The sequence below is a fragment of the Maribacter polysiphoniae genome, from assembly GCF_003148665.1.
Lineage (GTDB): Bacteria > Bacteroidota > Bacteroidia > Flavobacteriales > Flavobacteriaceae > Maribacter_A > Maribacter_A polysiphoniae.
Window position 1 is genome coordinate 249,237 of record NZ_QGGQ01000003.1, and the last position, 19,418, is coordinate 268,654.

Here is a 19,418-nt window from a genome sequence, read left to right on the forward strand (position 1 = left end):
ACTATTGATTAATACCTAGACTTTTATTGGTCTTAGCGATGGATTTATTACCATCCATCTCGATTCCGGTAAGTGCCCGAATGGCGTCGATCGTCTCAGGAATTACAATCGCTTGATTGTCCACCACGTAGGCATAAAAGAGTTCATCGCCCACCACTTTTAGCATATCTTCCCATAGGGCTACCTCGTACATGTCGCCCCAAGGCCTGCCCATATCCAAAAACATTTCCTTGATGGTGTTGTTGGAGACCAAGCCTTGATCATAGTGAATAAACTTGATTCTACTTGAGGTTTTGAGGGCGTTCAACACCTCTTCCTTTGATGTTTCTTTCTTTAGTTTCACGTTCCAGTAATGCATATGGCTCAAGGTTTGGGGAACTTTGACCGCTGAAGTAATGACATCCAAATCCGGATCGACACTTTGCGCATCGGGCCCTTGATGACTTGGGATTTCCTTTTCTGGCATCATGGTATTCATAATGCCTCCTAAATGGCTTTCCCAAGGATCTGTCGCTCTTCTTAATAATGTTCCCCGTGCATAATCCAATAAATCCGCTCTTTTTAAAGCAGTCAAGGTTCGAAGAATGGAAGTGGTATTACAGGAAACTACCCTTGTAGCATTTAAATTTAAAGCAGATTGGTAATTATTTTCGGCACTAAAGGAATGCCCAGTAGTTTCGTGCTTTTCCCCGCCGTGCAGAATGAATTTGATGTTATTTTTTTTATAGGTCTCCACATTTTTTGCCGCAATCTTTTTAGGGGTACAATCCACCACTAAGTCCGTCTTTTTTAATAGGCCCTGCAAGTTGCCCTTCACCGAAATGCCGGAGGCCTTCATTTCTTTTTCGGCTTCGGTAGTTGCTGCATAGATGTCATAATTCTTTCTTACGGCGTTTTGTATACGCCAATCGTTGATAACATCGCAAACCCCAACAAGGTTCATATCATCCTGTATATTAATTGCATCGGCCACTCTTTTTCCGATGACTCCGTATCCTACTACTGCTATATTTTTCATGTTATTCTTGTTTAAACTATTCGTATTTAATTAGATTTTATTTGTTCAACGGGCTGTGAGGCTTTCTTATGGACTTTCTTTTTATCCTTATCCACCTTAAAATTTCTAATAATTACTCGATTACTCTTCTCATAGGAAAAATAGCTTACGGCCCAGTTGAATCCGACCAATAATTTGTTACGAAATCCGCTGATAGACATTAGATGCACAATTGACCATAGCAACCAGGCAAAATATCCGGCAAACTTCAATTTCCCCAAATCGGCAACTGCTCTCCGTTTTCCAACAGTGGCCAAAGAGCCCTTGTCTTTGTAGATGAAAGGTTCGGAGGATTTAGATCGTATGTTGTTCAGCAACATCTTGGCCAGATGTTTTCCCTGCTGCATGGCTGCTTGTGCGACCTGTGGGTGGCCTTTTGGGGTTTCTTCAGAAATTAATGCGGCAATATCCCCAATGGCATAAATGTTTTCTTGACCATCCACTTTCAAATGTGCATCGGTTTTTAAGCGATTTCCCTTGACTACATGCCTCTCATCGATACCCTTTGGGAAGTCCCCTTTTACACCTGCTGTCCAAATCAAGTTCTTGGCTAAAATGGTCTTGCCGCTTTTGGTATTGACCACCCTGCCATCATAATTGCTAACGGACTCTTTCAGCAATACTTTCACGTTTAGATTTTCCAAATAGGTTAGGGTTTTTGAAGAAGCTTTGTCGGACATCGCCATGAGTAGTTCGTCCATAGCTTCTACCAAATAAATGTTCATTATGGAGGAAGGGTACTCGGGATAGTCCTTTGGAAGGATGTATTTGCAAAACTCCGCCAAGGCACCTGCCATTTCTACTCCGGCGGGGCCGCCGCCCACAATCACAAAATTCGTGAGGGCATCGCGTTCCTCATCATCGCATGTAATCGCGGCCTGCTCCAAGTTTTGCAGCATCATGTGGCGGATATTTAGGGAATCTCGGATATCCTTCATGCCCAAACTATTTCTTTCCACTTCTTCCATACCAAAGAAGTTGGTCTTTGTTCCCGTTGCTAAGACCAGATAGTCGTAGGTAAGTTTTCCTTTGTCCGTTATGACAGTATTGGTAGAGGCTTGAATTTCCTTTACCTCGGCCAGCCTGAAGCTCACATTCTTATACCCCTTAATTTGTTTTCTAAAAGGGAACACAATACTATCGGGTTCGAGGCCGCTAGTGGCTACCTGATAAAATAAGGGTTGGAATTGATGAAAGTTGTTGCGGTCTATCAGTACAACCTGAACATCTTTGTTTTTCAGCCCTTCCACCAATGCTAGACCCGCAAAGCCCCCTCCAACTATAACTACCCGTGGCAACCTGGAATTTGGCAAGCAGATTGCTTCCGTCACTTTGCACGTATGATCGTCGATACCGTTTAACATTTGATTCTGTTTCATTAACTTTTTACTGTTTATTTTTTTCTTTCGAGTCGCGTTTCCGGACTATCACGACGGAACAGTCGGCATGTGTTGCCAAGGACTGGGAAACCGAGCCGAGCAAAAATCTAGAGAATGCGCCATGGCCCTGCGACCCGACTATGATCAAATCGGCATCAAAGGCTTCCGCCTTTTCTAAAATTGCACTTTTGGGAAGCCCCTCTACCACGGCTGTTGTTATCGACAATACGTCATTCTTGTTCCTTAATGATTTTGAAGCTTCATTAACAAGGTCTTCTGCCGATTTTTTCGCATTGGAAACGGTTTCTTCATAATAATTACCAAGCGTGCCGCCCAAAGGAAGAGCACCAGGAGCGGCCAACATGGGATTTTCGAATACATTCAAAATACATACTTCGGTACCCGCAGGCAACGGTAGGGCCGCAAGTTCATCTATAGCGACTTTACTAAAGTCAGAACCATCTATTGCCAATACTATTTTCATCTTTCTAAATTTATTTGTTCATAATTAATTATGCTTAATTCCCATATTGCCAAATCAACTTATGACCAGGGGTTTCATCAATTTTTTCCAATACAAATGCTCGTATAGCCCCGACCAGTACATTCCGAAAGTGAAAGCGAACAAAAGCTCTTCTATTGGAATGCCGGCCACCAGAATATCACTAAGGTTTTCCAGATTCCAGAAAAGTTCTACATAATCGGGATAGAAGGGGAGAATACTTCCGAAATAAACAAAGTACAATGCCGTGAACAGAAATCCACTTGTCCAGATTTTGGTCTTTAGGTCCGGACGACAGTACAGGGTGGCCATTCCACCCAAAAACATGGCCAATATTCCACAGTAGATATGATTCAAAGGCGTGAACAGGGCCAACATCAAAAACACTACTGCCGGTACGAAAAGGATATATAGGTGCAACCGGTGCCTTTCATGTTTCCGTTCGGTATGCGGTATTTCAACATACTTTCGCTTAAAAATAAGATTGTAGATTACCGTGCCTATGCCCCCTATGGCAAAAGAGAAGATTAGGCTTTCAATATCGAACCCTGTCTTTATCGCCAAATCGAAAAGCGATGGCGGATGCCAATATTCGGGAACAAAAAGGGGTTCGGTAAGCCCAAAGGGCATAGTTATCCAACTCATCTTCAGCATTTCTCTTCGAGAATCTTTCTTCATTAGATAGACCACGCCCCAGAGGGCTAAAATAATAAGGGACCATATGAACCAGACGTACTGCATTTATCGTTTTAGCTGTGCATTGTAAAAAGCTGCGATCAGCGCTCCTGTCAGCCATCCGATAATGAATGTTTGGATCATCCCAATTATAGCTTCCCAAAAAGGAACATCCATGCGAATAATACTGGTTGTGTCAAGCCCATGGAGCAGGCTGTTGAAAAAATCTATGGTACCTTCCCTGCCGGCCGTAAACATGACGACCATACAGCCAATGTAGAGGATGGCGGCAGTGAGACCGAATGCAAATCCGAATTTTTTAATGTTTATACGGTTCATGATTTCTGTTTTTAGTTATTTGTCCGTTCCCAAGGTTTTTTTTGAATCTTCATATTCTTCCTTGGTAATTTCTCCTTTTGCAAATCGTTTTTTTAGAATTTGCATAGGATCTTCATTGCTCGATTTTTGGTAGGGTACGTCATACGGGATAAAGAAAATCCACACCAGTAGTACGAGCCAGATAATCCACCATATAATGTGCATGCCGCCCCAATGTCCTTCGAAATAGTGCATAGTTAAAAGTTTTAAATGTTAGTACTTAATTAATTCAATTCTGAAATTGTATAGCCCTCAAGTCGATTCAACTGTTTCTGCAGATCATCGACCGAAAGGTTCGATTTCATACTGATCTTGGCGACTCCTTTCGGACTTAAAAAAATCTTTGCCTCCTCAATGTCTTCATGAGACTCCAATACTTTTTTGACCTTTGTTATGCAACCGCCACAATTGATTCCGTCTATTTGATATTTTCTTTTCATTTTTTCGGGGATTTCAGTGTTGATGCTGTTTTTGGTCGTGCTTTTCCTTTTCTTCCTTTTTTCTTTTAAGGTTATCCTCCGTTAGCCCATGGGTATGGCCACCATGTCTCATGGGCATCAAGAGATGCACCGCGAACATGATTACTATGAACGTAAACAGTGTGAGGTTGCCTTTAATGCCGAATGCTGGTGCAAAAAAGATGAAAAGAAGCGGAAGTCCGCAACCGAGTATCATCCATATCCAATGATTCTTCATAATCGAAAATTTAAAAGTTAATCCTTAATTGTGTTCAGAATGGTCTTGCTCAGATGGTTCTATTTTATTTGAACCATCCTTCATGCCCATTCCTTTCATATCCATTCCCTTGTCGCCCATCATCTTCTTGCAAGACTCCATACAATCTTCGCTCATCATGCCCTTTTCGTGCATCATTTGCATCATATTGCCCATCATTTTTCCATCTTTCATCATGGATTGCATCATGTTTTTCATCATTATACTATCTTTCATCATCATCTGCATTCCCTGGCCCTGCATCATGGTACCCATCATCTTTTGATTGCCCTGCATCATCTGCATGGCATGGTCGTTGCCTTGCATGTTGTCCATGAATTCAGTCATGTAACTGTGGTTGCTGGCAATTGCATCAAAGAGTTCCGTTCTCGTTTGCGAATTTTCGAGCATTGCATTAGGACCTGTTTTCTGGTTGCAACCGGATAGACTTACTAAGCCAATTGCCAGTAAAATAATTGCTGCTGTTCTCATCATATTTGATTTTTAATTAATATTATTTCAGTTATTCGTTTTGTATTTATCTACAATTGTCTTGTTTTAGTTGCGTTTTCAATTCTTTTTTGATTCTAAACATTAGCTTGTTTTTCTGGTAATCTCCAAGGTTAAATCTAGGTATTGCCAAAAGCCTTTGTCTGCATAATTCTCTTTATTATTTATATAATTTCGTCAAAGAAATTTCGCTCCCAGGCTTGATCATTTTTATAATCGGTCATGCTCATGCCCATGATTTCCTTAAACTGCCTGGATAAGTGGTTGACACTGCTGTAATCGAGCAAATAAGCGATATCCGAAAAGGTATGTTGCCGCAACTGAATGAGCTCTTTTACCTTTTCTATCTTCAGCTTTATGAAGTATTTTTCAATAGTGATATTTTCATTTTTTGAAAAAATCTTGCTCAGTACCTTGTACTCTCGATGTACTATGTTAGCCAGATAGTCCGAGGTTTTTCCCCGATTGTTGATAGGGATATCAGCGACCAATGAGATCAAGGCGATCTTGATTTTCTCGACTATCATCTCTTCTTCGCTTTTGGCTATTTCAAAACCGTTGGAATGGAGGACGTCCACCACTTTTTGGTCTGCTTCAGCAATAGCTATTTCTGGAGCCTTTACCGTAAGTTTCCCTAGTTCTAGGGATAGTATGGTAATGCCCAAATCATGCAATTCTTGCTTTATGACCTTTAGGCAACGCCTACAAACCATATTCTTTATCCAATATTCCCTTATGGAATCCATGGTGCATGTATTATGGTTTACATTAAATCTCAGGTAAAATCCTGTTTGGCAATCAATCTGAATATTCTGTCGTGGGAATGGGGTACGACAAAAAGGGGCCACTTAAGAGGTATGGCCAATGCGAAGAGCGGACTATTGCATAAACAATCCGCTTAAATAAAAATCAAATTAAGAAAGTCTCGTGAAGAACTAGTAAATCCTTCTGAATCAACGGAGGTTTATAGTTTTTGAAGGGAACTACATTTTCCTCAAGTCCTTCAAAAAGGTTTATATAAGTGTGGACAAAGGCCTTTAAGAAGACAAAATTTTGAGAATCAATCTCAAAGGAAACCTTTTGGAGATTATCATTACCTTGCTGTATAAATGAATCATCACTACAACAGTCTCTAGCTCCAATTGAACACTTTTTTGAAGTGTTTTCCGGCTTTTGGATTTTTTGATCACAGGGCGTTGCTTTACCGAACACGGCAATATCTACCAGTTTTTCACAGCAAAAATGCATATCCGCCGTAAACGAGGTAGTCGAAAAGAGTACCGCCAACGTCAAAAACATGGATAATGTTTTGCTAAAAAACTGCTTCACAATCTAAAATTACAAAATTTTGTTTACCCCCAAAAATAATCTATTTTTTGACAATCTTACTTAATTATCTGAAAATCAAATATATATTTGGTGATCCATATAACCTTAATAACAAATGTAAACTAGAGGCTTAAACAAATAAATGATATTTATCATATCGCCGATAATTGACTTTGTTGGCATGGGACTTGAAAGAAAATCAAGGTATTAGATTTCCAAAATTTTGTTAAACAAAAAAAGAGTGTTAAAATTTTTGTAGTTTTGCAGAACGGATGAAAAGTGTTTTCCATAAAATAACATCGTTTACAATGGCACTATTAGTGCTGTTATCAACCTTCTCTTTTTCGGTTGCGCAACACTATTGTGGTGATGTTCTGGTTGATTACTCTTTCTTGGGCCATGCAGAATCTTGCGGCATGGAAGTTCAGGAGACAGCAGAGTTACCAGAGTGCAATTTGGTCAAAGCCGACTGCTGTAGCGATGAAGTCCTTACCGTTGATGGCCAGAACGACTTAAAAGTATCTTTCGAAAAATTAAGTTTTGAACAACAACAGTTTGTTGCCCTCTTCATCTACACCTATCTTAATCTTTACGAAGGACTACCTGAAAACATAGTCCCGTTTAGTGATTACCCCCCTCCACTTTTGGTCAAGGATATACAGATCCTAGATCAGATTTTCCTCATTTGATTTTTAAGTAATAGCATTTTACAGCCCGACTGATAGCAGTTTAGGGCTTATCCTGTTTTCGTTGGTTTCCGGCCAGCACTTCTAATTACTTAATCATCAATGTCATGCTGAATAAAAGCATCAAATTCCTTATCGAAAATAAATTGGTAGCCGTTTTGCTCCTAGTCCTTTTTGTAGGCTGGGGAACCGTAAACGCCCCTTTCGAGTGGAGCACTGGCTCATTACCAAGAAACCCTGTTGCCGTAGATGCCATACCTGACATCGGGGAAAACCAGCAGATTGTTTTTACCAAATGGGACGGTCGTTCCCCACAAGATATCGAGGATCAAATTACCTACCCATTGACAACCTCACTCTTGGGAATACCAGGGGTTAGGACCATCCGTAGCTCCTCCATGTTCGGATTTTCAAGTATCTATATCATATTTGAAGAGGATATCGAGTTCTATTGGAGCCGCAGTCGAATCCTTGAAAAATTGAACTCCTTACCGAGCGGTTTACTGCCCGATGGGGTCAACCCTGCATTGGGGCCGGATGCCACAGGACTTGGACAAATCTACTGGTACACTTTGGAGGGACGCGATGAGAAAGGAAATGTCACAGGCGGCTGGGATTTACAGGAGCTTAGAAGTATTCAGGATTTTTATGTTAAATATGCCCTATCGTCAGCAAGCGGTGTTTCAGAGGTGGCCTCTATAGGGGGTTATGTACTAGAATATCAGGTAGATGTGAACCCCGAACTGATGAAGCAATACGGTATTGGGCTACAGCAGGTGGTAAAAGCGGTAAAACAAAGTAATCGTGATATTGGGGCACAGACCTTGGAAATTAATCAGGCCGAATATCTTATTCGCGGGCTTGGGTATGTGAAGTCCATCGAGGATCTACAGAATGCAGTCGTTACCTCTGAGGATTACACGTCCATTCGCTTAAAGGACATTGCAAATGTTTCCTACGGACCGGCCACCCGGCGCGGTATTTTGGATAAGGAAGGCGCAGAAGTTGTCGGTGGCGTAGTGGTCGCACGGTATGGTGCCAATCCAATGGAAGTCATCAATAATGTTAAAGACCAAATCAATGATTTAAGTGCCGGACTGCCCTCAAAAGTACTTGAAGACGGCAGAACATCTCAACTTACCATTGTTCCTTTTTATGATAGGACCGAACTCATTCAAGAAACGCTGGGTACGCTCAATGAAGCCCTGACCTTGGAAATTTTCATTACCATTTTGGTCATCATTATCATGGTCTTCAATTTAAGGGCATCCATCCTGATATCGGGGCTGTTGCCGGTTGCGGTGCTTATGGTGTTTATTGCGATGAAGCTATTCAATGTGGATGCAAACATCGTGGCACTTTCGGGTATAGCCATTGCCATTGGAACCATGGTGGATGTAGGGGTCATACTCTCGGAAAACGTCATACGGCATTTGGACGAAAATGAAGAGGGCCTACCCATTAATACCGTTGTCTACAATGCCACCGCAGAGGTGTCGGGGGCCATATTGACCGCCGTAATGACCACCATCATCAGTTTTATTCCGGTATTCACGATGATCGGGGCCGAAGGAAAACTCTTCAGACCCTTGGCCTTTACAAAAACCTTTGCGCTTACCGCATCCATTATCGTAGCCTTATTTTTGATACCACCCTTTGCGGCCTTTCTATTTAGAAAAAAAAGCATAAAGAAAACCACTGGATACGCCGTTAATGGAATATTGATACTTCTAGGGATTATAGCCCTTGTTTATGGCTTTTTATTAGGATTTATATTGATTGCCTTCGGTATCGTAGGCTTGCTAAAAAATCCGGAATTGGCATCACGTATTTCCACTGGATTTTCGCTTTCCGAAGAACGAGCCAATCTTATCAATATCATTATTTCGGCCTTTGCCATTGTTTTTGTTTTGGCGGAATACTGGAGACCGCTCGGTCTCGATAAGAGTATTTTTTGGAACCTGATTTTTGTTTCGCTTATATGTTTCGGACTACTGGGCTTCTTTACCATATTCCGGAACTATTATACAAGGATACTTCGCTGGGCATTACGGAATAAACTGATATTTCTTTCCATACCCACCGCCATTGTGATATTCGGGGTAATGATTATGCGCAATACGGGCAAGGAGTTTATGCCTTCATTGAACGAAGGTTCGTTTTTATTGATGCCTACCTCCCTTCCGCACGCCGGTGTCGAAGAGAACAAACGGGTATTGCAGCAACTGGATATGGCTGTAGCCAGTATTCCTGAAATAGCAACGATAGTCGGCAAATCCGGTAGAACCGAATCCGCATTGGATCCGGCACCCTTGTCGATGTATGAGAACGTCATCCAGTACAAGCCAGAATACGTGTTGAACGAGAACAGGGAGCGCCAACGGTTCAAGGTTAATGAAGATGGCCTCTTCGAACTCAGGGACGGCACCTTTGTGACCAATCCGAACATGGTTCTAGATGATGAAGGAAATTACGATGAGTCTGCCATAGTTTCTGCATTCTCTGTTAAACAAAAGGATTTGATTCCCGACAATGATGGGGAATATTTTAGAAACTGGCGGCCTGAAATTGAATCCCCCGATGATATTTGGAACGAGATTGTACGTGTAACGAAACTTCCAGGCGTTACATCCGCGCCCAAGCTGCAGCCTATTGAAACCCGCTTGGTCATGTTGCAAACGGGAATGCGGGCACCTATGGGCATCAAGGTAAAAGGGCAAGATTTAAAGGAAATAGAAGCCTTTGGCCTCAAGCTTGAAGACATTTTAAAGGAAGCCGAGGGGGTCAAGGATGAAGCCGTATTTGCCGATCGTATTGTCGGAAAACCCTATTTGCTGATAGATATCGATAGGGAGCGCTTGGCACGATACGGCATTACCATTGAAGACGTGCAGAGCGTTTTGCAGGTGGCCGTTGGTGGCATGGTGCTTACCCAAACTGTTGAAGGCCGTGAGCGTTATGGCGTACGCGTGAGGTATCCACGGGAATTGCGAGAGAATCCAGCGGACTTGGAGAATATTTATATTCCTGTTGCAAAAGGAAGTCCGGTTCCTTTAAGCGAATTGGTTACGATCAGATACGAAAAAGGGCCACAGGTCATCAAGAGTGAGGACACTTTTTTGGTCGGTTATGTGTTGTTCGATAAGTTGGACGATTTTGCCGAAGTCGAGGTGGTCGAGAACGCTCAAGCGCTGATACAGGAAAAAATAGATAGAGGGGAACTCGTAGTACCCAAGGGTATCAACTATTTGTTTACCGGTACTTATGAAAACCAGCTGCGTGCCGAAAAAACCTTATCGGTCGTAGTACCGTTGGCATTGGCCATCATATTCTTGATTCTTTATTTTCAATTCCGTTCGGTCGGCACATCTTTAATGGTATTCACCGGGATTGCCGTTGCCTTTGCGGGAGGTTTTCTGATGATCTGGTTCTATGGACAGGATTGGTTCTTGAACTTCAACTTTTTCGGGGAAAATCTCAGAGACCTCTTTCAAATGCACACCATTAACCTGAGTGTTGCCGTATGGGTCGGGTTTATTGCGCTATTCGGTATAGCCACGGATGACGGCGTGGTAATGGCCACCTATCTTACCCAGACTTTTGATAGGAACAAACCCGATTCACTTGTTGCGGTCAGGGACTCAGTGGTCGAAGCAGGTGAGAAACGTATCCGTCCGTGTTTGATGACCACCGCTACCACTATTTTGGCGCTGCTCCCCGTATTGACATCCACAGGGCGGGGTAGCGATATTATGATACCGATGGCGATTCCTTCTTTCGGGGGAATGCTTATCGCTTTGATTACCCTATTTGTTGTTCCAGTCTTGTACAGTTGGAAGGCCGAATTTCAATTAAAAAGAGTATCCAAATGAAGAAATACCTATACATATTGATTGGAATAGTATCCGTCGCTTCCATGAACGGACAAGAGTTGGAAAGCCTTATCCAACAAGCCGAACTGAACAATCCGGAAATTCAGGCTTTTGGGCTGCGGTATAATATTGCCTCCGAAAAAGTGAACGAGGTCAACACTTTACCCAATACGGAGGTAAGTGCCGGACTTTTCGTAAGCGAGCCCGAAACACGGACCGGAGCACAGAAAGCACGGTTCGCGGCAAAACAGATGATCCCGTGGTTCGGTACCATTACCGCCCGTGAAAATTATGCAAGTTCATTGGCCGATGCCCAATACGAAGAACTAGTGATCGTAAAACGAAAACTGGCCCTATCGGTCTCGCAATCCTATTACCGACTATTTTCAATTAGGGCAAAACAAGGTGTATTGGACGAGAATATCGAATTGCTGGAAACCTATGAACGATTGGCCCTGACCTCGGTAGAAGTTGGTAATGCCTCTGCGGTTGATGTGCTACGCTTGCAGATTCGGCAGAACGAACTGCTACAGCAAAAAGAAGTTTTGGAACAGGAGTTTCTGGCCGAGCTGACCTTGTTCAATAATCTTTTGAATCGGGACGAGCAGACCCAAGTCGAAGTTTACGACGGGCTTACGGTACCGGAACAAGACCCGATAACGGAAGAAGGAAGCCTTGACCTGCACCCCGAACTTTTAAAGTATGATAAATTGTACGAGTCGGTCGAACAATCCGAAATCTTGAACCAAAAAGAAGCATTACCGGACCTTGGTTTCGGATTGGATTACATACCCGTCGCCGAAAGGCCCGATATGTCTTTTGATGATAACGGGAAGGATATTATAATGCCGATGGTATCGGTATCCATCCCGATTTTCAACAATAAATACAAATCCATATCCGAACAGAACAAGCTAAGGCAAGAGGAAATAACCGCCCAAAAGCAAGAACGAAGAAACAAACTCGAAACACTTTTGAGCGAGGCCATGAATAATAGAATAGCCTTCAGGATCCGGTTTAGAACACAATCCAAAAATATCAGGCAGGCCAAGGATGGGGAGGAAATCCTTATCAAAAGTTACGAGACCGGAACCATTGATTTTAACGATGTGCTCGATATTCAAGAGTTACAGCTTAAGTTTCAAATCAATCGAATCGAATCCATCAAGGGCTACTTTGTGCAATCGGCCATTATTAATTATCTAAGGAGCTAATATCCATATTGATAAGAGCATTATGTATCGATTGAATATGATACAGTAGGATATTATAAATATTAAAAAAGAGAATCATGATAAAAAAAATTACAGTGTTGTTGGTACTTCTCATTTCATGCGTAGGCATTGCTCAAGTAGGGACCAACGGACAAGATAGAAAAGAAGATGGGCGACCTGTTAAGGAGTATAACCTTACCATTGAAGAAAACAAAATGACGCTTGGTGGTGTTGCTGCCAATGCAATGACCATCAATGGTAGTATTCCCGGACCAGTCTTGGAATTTACCGAAGGCGACCTTGCTATAATCAACGTAACCAATAAAATGGACGAAGAAACCTCAGTGCATTGGCACGGATTGATACTTCCTAATTTTTATGATGGCGTTCCCTATTTGACTACCCCACCCATCGAACCAGGAACGACTTTCCAATACAGAATCCCGATCAATCAATCGGGTACATATTGGTACCATTCCCATACGATGCTACAAGAACAGAAAGGGGTGTATGGTTCCATTATGATTCAGCCCAAGGAAAAAACCTTGGACTATGATAAAGATTTAGTTGTAGTACTCTCTGACTGGACCAACGAAAAACCGATGAACGTACTGCGTAACCTAAAAAGGGGAAACGAATGGTATCAAGTTAAAAAAGGTACAGCGGTCCCTTTGGGCAGGGTCATCAAAGAGGGGGCTTTTGGCGCGCAGCTTAAATTCTGGAGAGACCGTATGGAAGGGGCTGATATTGCCGATATCTATTATCCGGCATTTCTGACCAACGGGAAAACATTGGCAGAATATCCCGAATTCAAGCCAGGAGAAAAGGTGCGGCTTCGCTTTATCAACGCTTCGGCCTCTACCTATTATTGGATGGATTTTGGTGGTGGTAACCCAATGGTGGTTTCCGGCGATGGTATTGATGTGCAACCCGTATCCAAAAGCCGATTTCTATTTGGTATAGCTGAAACCTACGATGTAATCGTAACCATACCTGACGGTACTTTGGAAGTTACGGCAACGGCACAAGATGGCTCTGGGCATACATCATTGCGTTTAGGACAGGGAACACTTTATCCTGCAAAAACGATTGATAGACCGGACAAAGTGGAAATGATGAAGCAAATGGCAAAAATGGATATGAAAATGGGAGCACCTGCAATGGCTGGTAATAAAAAGAAAAACACGCCTGAATTTTTAATGCAGAAGTATGGAATGAAGATGGATATGAAAGACGGTCAGATGAATATGGGGATGAACGATAAGATGTCAATGAATAAAGGCAAAATGGGCGATAAGATGAAAACGGATGACCAAAAACCTATGGATATGAATGACAATCATATGCAAATGGAGATGCACAAAAAGATGGACGGTATGAAGGGAATGAACCCGCCTGCCGGACGGGCAGGAATGGACTCGATGTCAATGGACCATAACGGAGAATCTAATAAAATGAAAGGCCATATGAATCACAATATGCCCAAGATGCAGAAGGATACTTCTTCATTTGATTACGACACTCGTAAAACATATTTCAACTACGACTTTTTAAGGGCAAAGGAGAATACCACCTACAAAGCTGATTTGCCGGTAAATGACATACTGTTGAACCTAACGGGAAATATGCAGCGCTATGTATGGAGTATGAACGGCGTACCCCTTTCAGAAACCGATAAAATAAAAATCAAGGGGGGCGAAGTAACTCGGATTACGCTCAACAACCTTACGATGATGCACCACCCAATGCACCTGCACGGGCATTATTTTAGGGTCATCAATGAAAATGGCGAACGTTCCCCATTAAAGCATACGGTAAATGTACCACCTATGCAGAAAGTGGTCATAGAGTTCTATAATGAAGAGTATGGCGATTGGTTCTTTCACTGCCACATACTGTATCATATGATGGGCGGTATGGCAAGGGTTTTCAGTTACGATACGCCAAGAGACGAAAGAATGAAGGATTATCCTGTTCAGAAACTTATTGATGAAACAGACCATTATTATTCTTGGGGAAGAGCGCGTTTAGGTTCAAATTTCAATGAGCTTAATCTTATATCGAGTAATATCCGCAATGAATTTGGCCTACGTGCCGAATTTGACTACGACCAAAATGCCGAAATAGAAGTGAATTATAATAGATACCTGAATGATTGGGTACGTGTGTATGCAGGAGTAAATACCGAAACTTCAACACCGGATTCTTATGATACATTTAATACTGTAGGATTGGTCGGTGTAAAATATTTTACACCATATAGATTTAATGTAGATGTGAGTATGGACCATCAGCTACGCCCAAGAATACGTCTGGACAGAGAATTATTGATTTTTCCTAGAGTTTTTCTGGAAGGCGAATACGAATACAGAGCTGACTTTGGATGGGTAAATGATTTGGAGAACAACAAATCCTTTGAAAGTGAAACACAATGGTTGGTAGGGGTTGCGTACATTCTTTCCCGTAATTTTTCAATCCAAGGCAATTATAACAACCGATACGGTTGGGGTGGCGGACTTTTGGTAAGATTTTAATTAATGGAAGGATATAAAAAAAATAGCTTGAGTTTGACCGGTGCCGTATCCCTGGGTACGGGGGTAATGATCGGTGCCGGTATTTTTGCCCTGTTGGGTCAGGTAGCAGAACTATCGGGTCAATGGTTTCCTATTGCGTTTTTGGTAGGGGCCATTATCTCGGGCTTTAGTGCCTACTCTTATATTAAATTGTCGAATGCTTATCCATCTGCAGGAGGGATTGCCACCTATCTGAAAAAGATTTATGGTAAAGGGGCGTTTACGGCATCCGGGGCTTTGCTAATGGCTTTTTCCATGGTTATCAACGAGAGTTTGGTTGCACGTACCTTCGGTTCGTACACCTTGCAATTGTTCGATGTTGGCGACAATAGTGTATGGGTTCCTATTTTGGGGGTCGTACTGTTGATTACGGCGTTCTTGATCAATATTTCGGGAAACAACGTTATCGGCAAATCATCGTTAGTGATGGCCATCCTGAAAATAGGAGGCATTTCCATTTTTGCGATAGGCGGACTGTGGGCCGCGGGATTCTCTTTTTCAGAAGTAGTCCCCTCTAGCAGTTTGTCCGAGTATCCAGTCTCCAGCTATTTAGGGGCCTTGGCATTATCCATCTTGGCCTACAAAGGCTTCACGACCATAACCAATAGCGGTGGGGAAATTATCAACCCTAATAAAAATGTTGGAAGGGCAATAATTATTTCACTGGCCATTTGCACTCTCATATATCTATTGGTCGCTTTTGCGGTTTCCTCTAATCTTTCGATAGAAGAAATCATACAGTCCAAGGACTATTCCCTAGCGGAAGCATCCAAGCCTGCCTTTGGCAAATATGGTCTTTGGTTTACGGTTGGTATTGCCATTGTCGCTACGATTTCAGGAGTTATTGCTAGTGTTTTTGCCGTTTCAAGAATGACGGCCATGCTCACTGACATGGATTTGATACCCCATAACCATTTTGGAATGCCAGGGGGCATACAGAAGCATATGCTGGTATATACCGTAGTCTCGGCAATCGCATTGACCGTTCTATTCGATTTGACAAGAATTGCATCTTTAGGGGCCATACTCTATTTGGTCATGGATATTGGAATCCACTGGGGCATTTTAAAAAATCTACGGAAAGAAATAAAGGCAAATGCGGCCATAATCGGTACCGCCATTATATTGGACCTTATCGTTCTTGGCGCATTTCTATGGATTAAAATATCGAGTGACGTGCTGGTCGTGATTGTAGCGGTGGTACTTACGATACTCGTTTTTGCTGGGGAAAAATGGTTTTTAAAAAGAACGAATAACACTTAAAAATTTAGATTATGATGATGTACTGGTGGGTAATTGTTTTGGTAGTTCTAGTTCTGGGCATATCGATGTATGCTGGGAAGAACGGGAATGTGTTAAGAAGAAAACAAAAACCTATGGATATTCTGGACGAACGTTTCGCGAAAGGCGAAGTATCCAAAGAAGAATATGAAGAACAAAAACGAATTATTAATTCTAAAAATTAAAATGATGAGATATTATTTCAATAAGACCCTTAACGAAGATTTCGATAAAGTTATCGAGAGGGTTACGGAAGAACTTAAAAAAGAAGGTTTTGGCATTTTAACTGAAATCGATGTCAAGGAAACCTTGAAAAAGAAATTGGATGTAGACTTCAAAAAATATCGAATTCTTGGTGCCTGCAATCCCCCCTATGCGCATCAAGCATTGGAGGCTGAAGACAAGATAGGTACCATGTTGCCTTGCAATGTAATCGTGCAGGAAGTATCAAAAGGGGTCGTAGAAGTTGCAGCGGTAAATCCGATGGCGTCAATGCAAGCGGTCGATAATGAAATACTTGCAGAAATCGCAAGCGAGATTACGGCCAAGTTGGAAAATGTCATCGAGAAACTTTAAACATCAACTCTTTCGGTTTTACGAAAAAAAGAATAATCCAAATAATTATAAATCTAAAATTAAGAGCAATGAAAAAAATAAACCTAACAAAAGGGATTTTAGCAATCACATTGGTAGCCCTAACGGTAACTTCATGTAAAGAGGTTAAAAAGGAACAACATATCGATAACGAACATCACAGCGACGGAAGTCATGATGATTCAACTATGGATTCATCAAATGATATGATGGGCAACGACCAGCATGCGTCAAAATCAACTGCACTGGTCGCCAATTATCTAGAACTAAAAAATGCACTTGTTGCCGATGACAAAGATGCTGCGGCAAAGGCGGGCGGTATGATGGTTTCAGCTTTTGACGATTTTGAAACTTCTTCATTCGGTTCAGAAGAACAGCAAGAATTGAAGGATATCATAGAGGATGCCAAAGAGCACGCCGAGCACATAGAAAAAAGCCCAATCGACCACCAAAGGGAACATTTTGATGTGTTGAGCAAAGATATGATAGACCTTATCGCCATTACAGGGACGGAAGAAAAGTTATATCAGGATTTTTGCCCCATGTACAATAACAACAAGGGGGCGCAATGGCTGAGCGCTACCAAGGAAATAAAGAATCCATATTACGGGGCTAAAATGATGAGCTGCGGGAGTGTACAAAAGGAAATCAACTAAGTGAAGAAAAGTGTAAAAATCATTGCACTAGTGTTTTTGGTCGGGTTAGTGGGAATTCAATTCTTTCCCACTTCCCGAAACCAAAGCGACACCATAGTAAAAACGGATTTTATGCTGGTAAACGATGTACCGAAACAAGTGGAGAACATCATCACGACCTCTTGCTATGATTGCCATAGCAACAACACGGATTATCCTTGGTACAACAAAGTGCAACCCGTTGCCTGGTTCTTGGAGGATCATGTTGCCCATGGCAAAGAAGAACTGAATTTTAACGAATGGGCCGATTATTCAAGCAGAAGAAAGAACAGTAAGTTAAAATCGATCATTAGCCAGATAGAAGATGGAGAAATGCCCCTTTGGTCCTACACGCTAATTCATAGGGAAGCAGAACTTTCGAAGGACGAAAAGAAAATCGTTCTTGAGTGGATTTCGAAATTAAAAGACAGTTTATAATTAAAAATTCAACAAATGAAAAATTTAAAAAATGCTGTAGCAACCCTGCTCATGTTGGGGACTACAATGGGCTACGCACAGCACAAAATAGAGTTGAACCATGATCATAGCAAAATGGAAATGAAAGTGGTCGAGTTGGAATTTAACGACGAGAACATCGCCAATGTCTACGAACATTACGAGCACATTAAAAATGACTTGGTCGGTTCAAATCCGGGCGATGCCCAAAAGGGAGCGGTAATGTTGAACGAAGCACTCGAAAAAGTCGAGGGTTCCGAAGCGGCATTATCGGCCTCGCAAAAAATCGCTGCTACCGATGATCTAGAGAGACAACGAAAGGCTTTTTCCGACTTAAGCAATGAAATGGAAACCTTGTTGAAAGGAAGGGTTACATCTGGAAAAATCTATAAGGATTTCTGCCCCATGGCCTTGAACGGAGGTGCTTATTGGTTATCCGCCATCAAGGACATCCGCAACCCGTATTATGGAGCAAAAATGCTCAGCTGTGGAAAAGTGACAGCCATCATCGAAAAGTAAAGCCTAATAGGGGAGGTTGAATATAGTTAATGGTTAGTGTTTAAGATACTTCCCCTTTTCAGGTAGTAAAAATTGATTGTCTAGGCACAGTTCTAAGAGTTTTAAAAAATAAAGTGTAGAAAAAGATTATAAAATTTGCAAAATCTAGATGGAAGCATTAACCCTTGACATTTTTGTAGTACCAACCATTGCGTTGACCGTGATCGTTCTGCTGTATATCTATTTTACCAAACAGGTACAGGACAATGAAATTTATCGAAACTATATTATTGGTGTCGGTTTGGTGTCATTTTCGTTGAATTTTATTTGGGAGCTGGCACAAGGTCCGCTCTATGAAGGTTTTGAATACGATTGGGAGCATATATCGTTTTGCGCCTTGGCATCCTTAGCCGATATGTTGATGGTGCTTATCCTGCTTTTCGGATTTGGTTTGGTATATAAAAATGTCTTTTGGATAAGGTCAATGGATATTAATAAAATACTCCCGTTGATTTTTATCGGAAGTGCTGGCGCAATTTTGGGAGAAATTTGGCATACCTCACGAGGCGATTGGAACTATGCAGAAGCTATGCCTATACTGCCATGGGTAAATTTGGGATTGTCGCCGCTATTACAATTTGCACTTTTGCCCACGATTATTTTTTTAATCGGCAAAAAGTTTATAAACGAAAAAATTTAAAAATGTAAAATCTGGGCAGGTCAAGAATGTGTTTTTTGATTGGTTAGTTATTTAGTGTATTTCATGACCGCGCAGATTGTTTTAATACAGAAAAAGTCCTGTTACGGGAAGGGAAATTTCGTTGATGTAGTGTTTAACGCCCTTCCTTTGACAGGCACCATAAACAGAATTAAGGTTGAAATGAAAGATTGCTGTAAAAGGGAACCGGAAAAGTCGGAGAAACAAGGTTGGAAGAAATGGTTTAACTATACCATTTACATCATAATTGGCGCTATTGTAATAGGTGCCCTCATTGTACAGTTAACGAATAATGCATCATAAAAACG

At 41.7% G+C, this 19,418-nt stretch carries 23 protein-coding genes; 12 read left to right on the forward strand and 11 right to left on the reverse strand.

Going from position 1 to position 19,418, the window contains the following annotated elements; translation table 11 throughout:
• Position 1: 1 nt before the first annotated feature.
• From LX92_RS08655 to LX92_RS08705, 11 genes are all read right to left on the reverse strand, one after another.
• Positions 2 to 1,018, reverse strand: coding sequence for a type II glyceraldehyde-3-phosphate dehydrogenase (locus tag LX92_RS08655; RefSeq protein WP_109649898.1), 1,017 nt, complete (start codon positions 1,016 to 1,018; stop codon positions 2 to 4).
• Positions 1,019 to 1,044: 26 nt separating this feature from the next.
• Entirely contained in the window at positions 1,045 to 2,436 is a 1,392-nt protein-coding gene (locus LX92_RS08660) for an NAD(P)/FAD-dependent oxidoreductase (protein WP_109649899.1), read from the reverse strand.
• A gap of 7 nt (positions 2,437 to 2,443) precedes the next feature.
• Positions 2,444 to 2,920 carry a universal stress protein gene (locus LX92_RS08665; protein ID WP_109649900.1) on the reverse strand — a complete coding sequence of 159 codons (477 nt, stop codon included), beginning with the start codon at positions 2,918 to 2,920 and terminating at the stop codon, positions 2,444 to 2,446.
• A 54-nt stretch (positions 2,921 to 2,974) separates the two neighbouring features.
• Entirely contained in the window at positions 2,975 to 3,679 is a 705-nt protein-coding gene (locus LX92_RS08670; RefSeq protein WP_109649901.1) for a lycopene cyclase domain-containing protein, read from the reverse strand.
• Positions 3,680 to 3,952, reverse strand: a complete 273-nt coding sequence (locus LX92_RS08675; protein WP_067035915.1) for a DUF5676 family membrane protein — start codon at positions 3,950 to 3,952, stop codon at positions 3,680 to 3,682.
• 15 nt (positions 3,953 to 3,967) lie between these two features.
• Positions 3,968 to 4,186: an SHOCT domain-containing protein gene (locus LX92_RS08680; RefSeq protein ID WP_109649902.1), complete on the reverse strand. Its 219-nt coding sequence runs from the start codon at positions 4,184 to 4,186 to the stop codon at positions 3,968 to 3,970.
• Positions 4,187 to 4,215: 29 nt separating this feature from the next.
• The gene (locus LX92_RS08685; protein WP_109649903.1) at positions 4,216 to 4,431 is read right to left on the reverse strand and encodes a heavy-metal-associated domain-containing protein; all 216 of its coding nucleotides are present in this window, start codon (positions 4,429 to 4,431) and stop codon (positions 4,216 to 4,218) included.
• Positions 4,432 to 4,444: 13 nt separating this feature from the next.
• A complete protein-coding gene (locus tag LX92_RS08690; protein ID WP_067035924.1) occupies positions 4,445 to 4,687 on the reverse strand; it encodes a hypothetical protein in 243 nt (80 codons plus the stop codon).
• Positions 4,688 to 4,711: 24 nt separating this feature from the next.
• Positions 4,712 to 5,200: a hypothetical protein gene (locus LX92_RS08695; RefSeq protein ID WP_313790135.1), complete on the reverse strand. Its 489-nt coding sequence runs from the start codon at positions 5,198 to 5,200 to the stop codon at positions 4,712 to 4,714.
• Between the two features lie 179 nt (positions 5,201 to 5,379).
• Positions 5,380 to 5,961 (reverse strand): helix-turn-helix domain-containing protein, encoded by a 582-nt coding sequence (locus tag LX92_RS08700; RefSeq protein ID WP_109649904.1) that lies wholly within the window; start codon positions 5,959 to 5,961, stop codon positions 5,380 to 5,382.
• Between the two features lie 163 nt (positions 5,962 to 6,124).
• Positions 6,125 to 6,514, reverse strand: a complete 390-nt coding sequence (locus tag LX92_RS08705; RefSeq protein ID WP_223308338.1) for an HYC_CC_PP family protein — start codon at positions 6,512 to 6,514, stop codon at positions 6,125 to 6,127.
• 302 nt (positions 6,515 to 6,816) lie between these two features.
• On the opposite strand from LX92_RS08705, the gene LX92_RS08710 reads away from it, so the two are divergent.
• The 12 genes from LX92_RS08710 to LX92_RS08765 all read left to right on the forward strand — a co-directional run bounded on the left by LX92_RS08710 (position 6,817) and on the right by LX92_RS08765 (position 19,413).
• A complete protein-coding gene (locus LX92_RS08710) occupies positions 6,817 to 7,233 on the forward strand; it encodes an HYC_CC_PP family protein (protein WP_109649906.1) in 417 nt (138 codons plus the stop codon).
• Between the two features lie 104 nt (positions 7,234 to 7,337).
• Positions 7,338 to 11,102 carry an efflux RND transporter permease subunit gene (locus LX92_RS08715; protein WP_109649907.1) on the forward strand — a complete coding sequence of 1,255 codons (3,765 nt, stop codon included), beginning with the start codon at positions 7,338 to 7,340 and terminating at the stop codon, positions 11,100 to 11,102.
• Positions 11,099 to 12,316, forward strand: a complete 1,218-nt coding sequence (locus LX92_RS08720) for a TolC family protein (RefSeq protein ID WP_109649908.1) — start codon at positions 11,099 to 11,101, stop codon at positions 12,314 to 12,316. Before LX92_RS08715 ends, LX92_RS08720 begins: the two co-directional genes overlap by 4 nt.
• Before the next feature lie 77 nt (positions 12,317 to 12,393).
• The gene (locus LX92_RS08725) at positions 12,394 to 14,850 is read left to right on the forward strand and encodes a multicopper oxidase domain-containing protein (RefSeq protein WP_165357345.1); all 2,457 of its coding nucleotides are present in this window, start codon (positions 12,394 to 12,396) and stop codon (positions 14,848 to 14,850) included.
• A 3-nt stretch (positions 14,851 to 14,853) separates the two neighbouring features.
• Entirely contained in the window at positions 14,854 to 16,152 is a 1,299-nt protein-coding gene (locus LX92_RS08730; RefSeq protein ID WP_109649909.1) for an APC family permease, read from the forward strand.
• 11 nt (positions 16,153 to 16,163) lie between these two features.
• A complete protein-coding gene (locus LX92_RS08735; RefSeq protein WP_109649910.1) occupies positions 16,164 to 16,355 on the forward strand; it encodes an SHOCT domain-containing protein in 192 nt (63 codons plus the stop codon).
• Between the two features lie 4 nt (positions 16,356 to 16,359).
• Positions 16,360 to 16,746: a DUF302 domain-containing protein gene (locus tag LX92_RS08740; protein ID WP_109650110.1), complete on the forward strand. Its 387-nt coding sequence runs from the start codon at positions 16,360 to 16,362 to the stop codon at positions 16,744 to 16,746.
• A 68-nt stretch (positions 16,747 to 16,814) separates the two neighbouring features.
• On the forward strand, positions 16,815 to 17,420 hold the full coding sequence (locus LX92_RS08745) for a DUF3347 domain-containing protein (protein WP_109649911.1): 606 nt from the start codon (positions 16,815 to 16,817) through the stop codon (positions 17,418 to 17,420).
• Entirely contained in the window at positions 17,421 to 17,876 is a 456-nt protein-coding gene (locus LX92_RS08750) for a heme-binding domain-containing protein (RefSeq protein WP_109649912.1), read from the forward strand.
• 15 nt (positions 17,877 to 17,891) lie between these two features.
• A complete protein-coding gene (locus LX92_RS08755; protein ID WP_109649913.1) occupies positions 17,892 to 18,413 on the forward strand; it encodes a DUF3347 domain-containing protein in 522 nt (173 codons plus the stop codon).
• 148 nt (positions 18,414 to 18,561) lie between these two features.
• Entirely contained in the window at positions 18,562 to 19,092 is a 531-nt protein-coding gene (locus LX92_RS08760; protein ID WP_109649914.1) for a hypothetical protein, read from the forward strand.
• 63 nt (positions 19,093 to 19,155) lie between these two features.
• On the forward strand, positions 19,156 to 19,413 hold the full coding sequence (locus LX92_RS08765; protein WP_109649915.1) for a hypothetical protein: 258 nt from the start codon (positions 19,156 to 19,158) through the stop codon (positions 19,411 to 19,413).
• Positions 19,414 to 19,418: the final 5 nt, after the last annotated feature.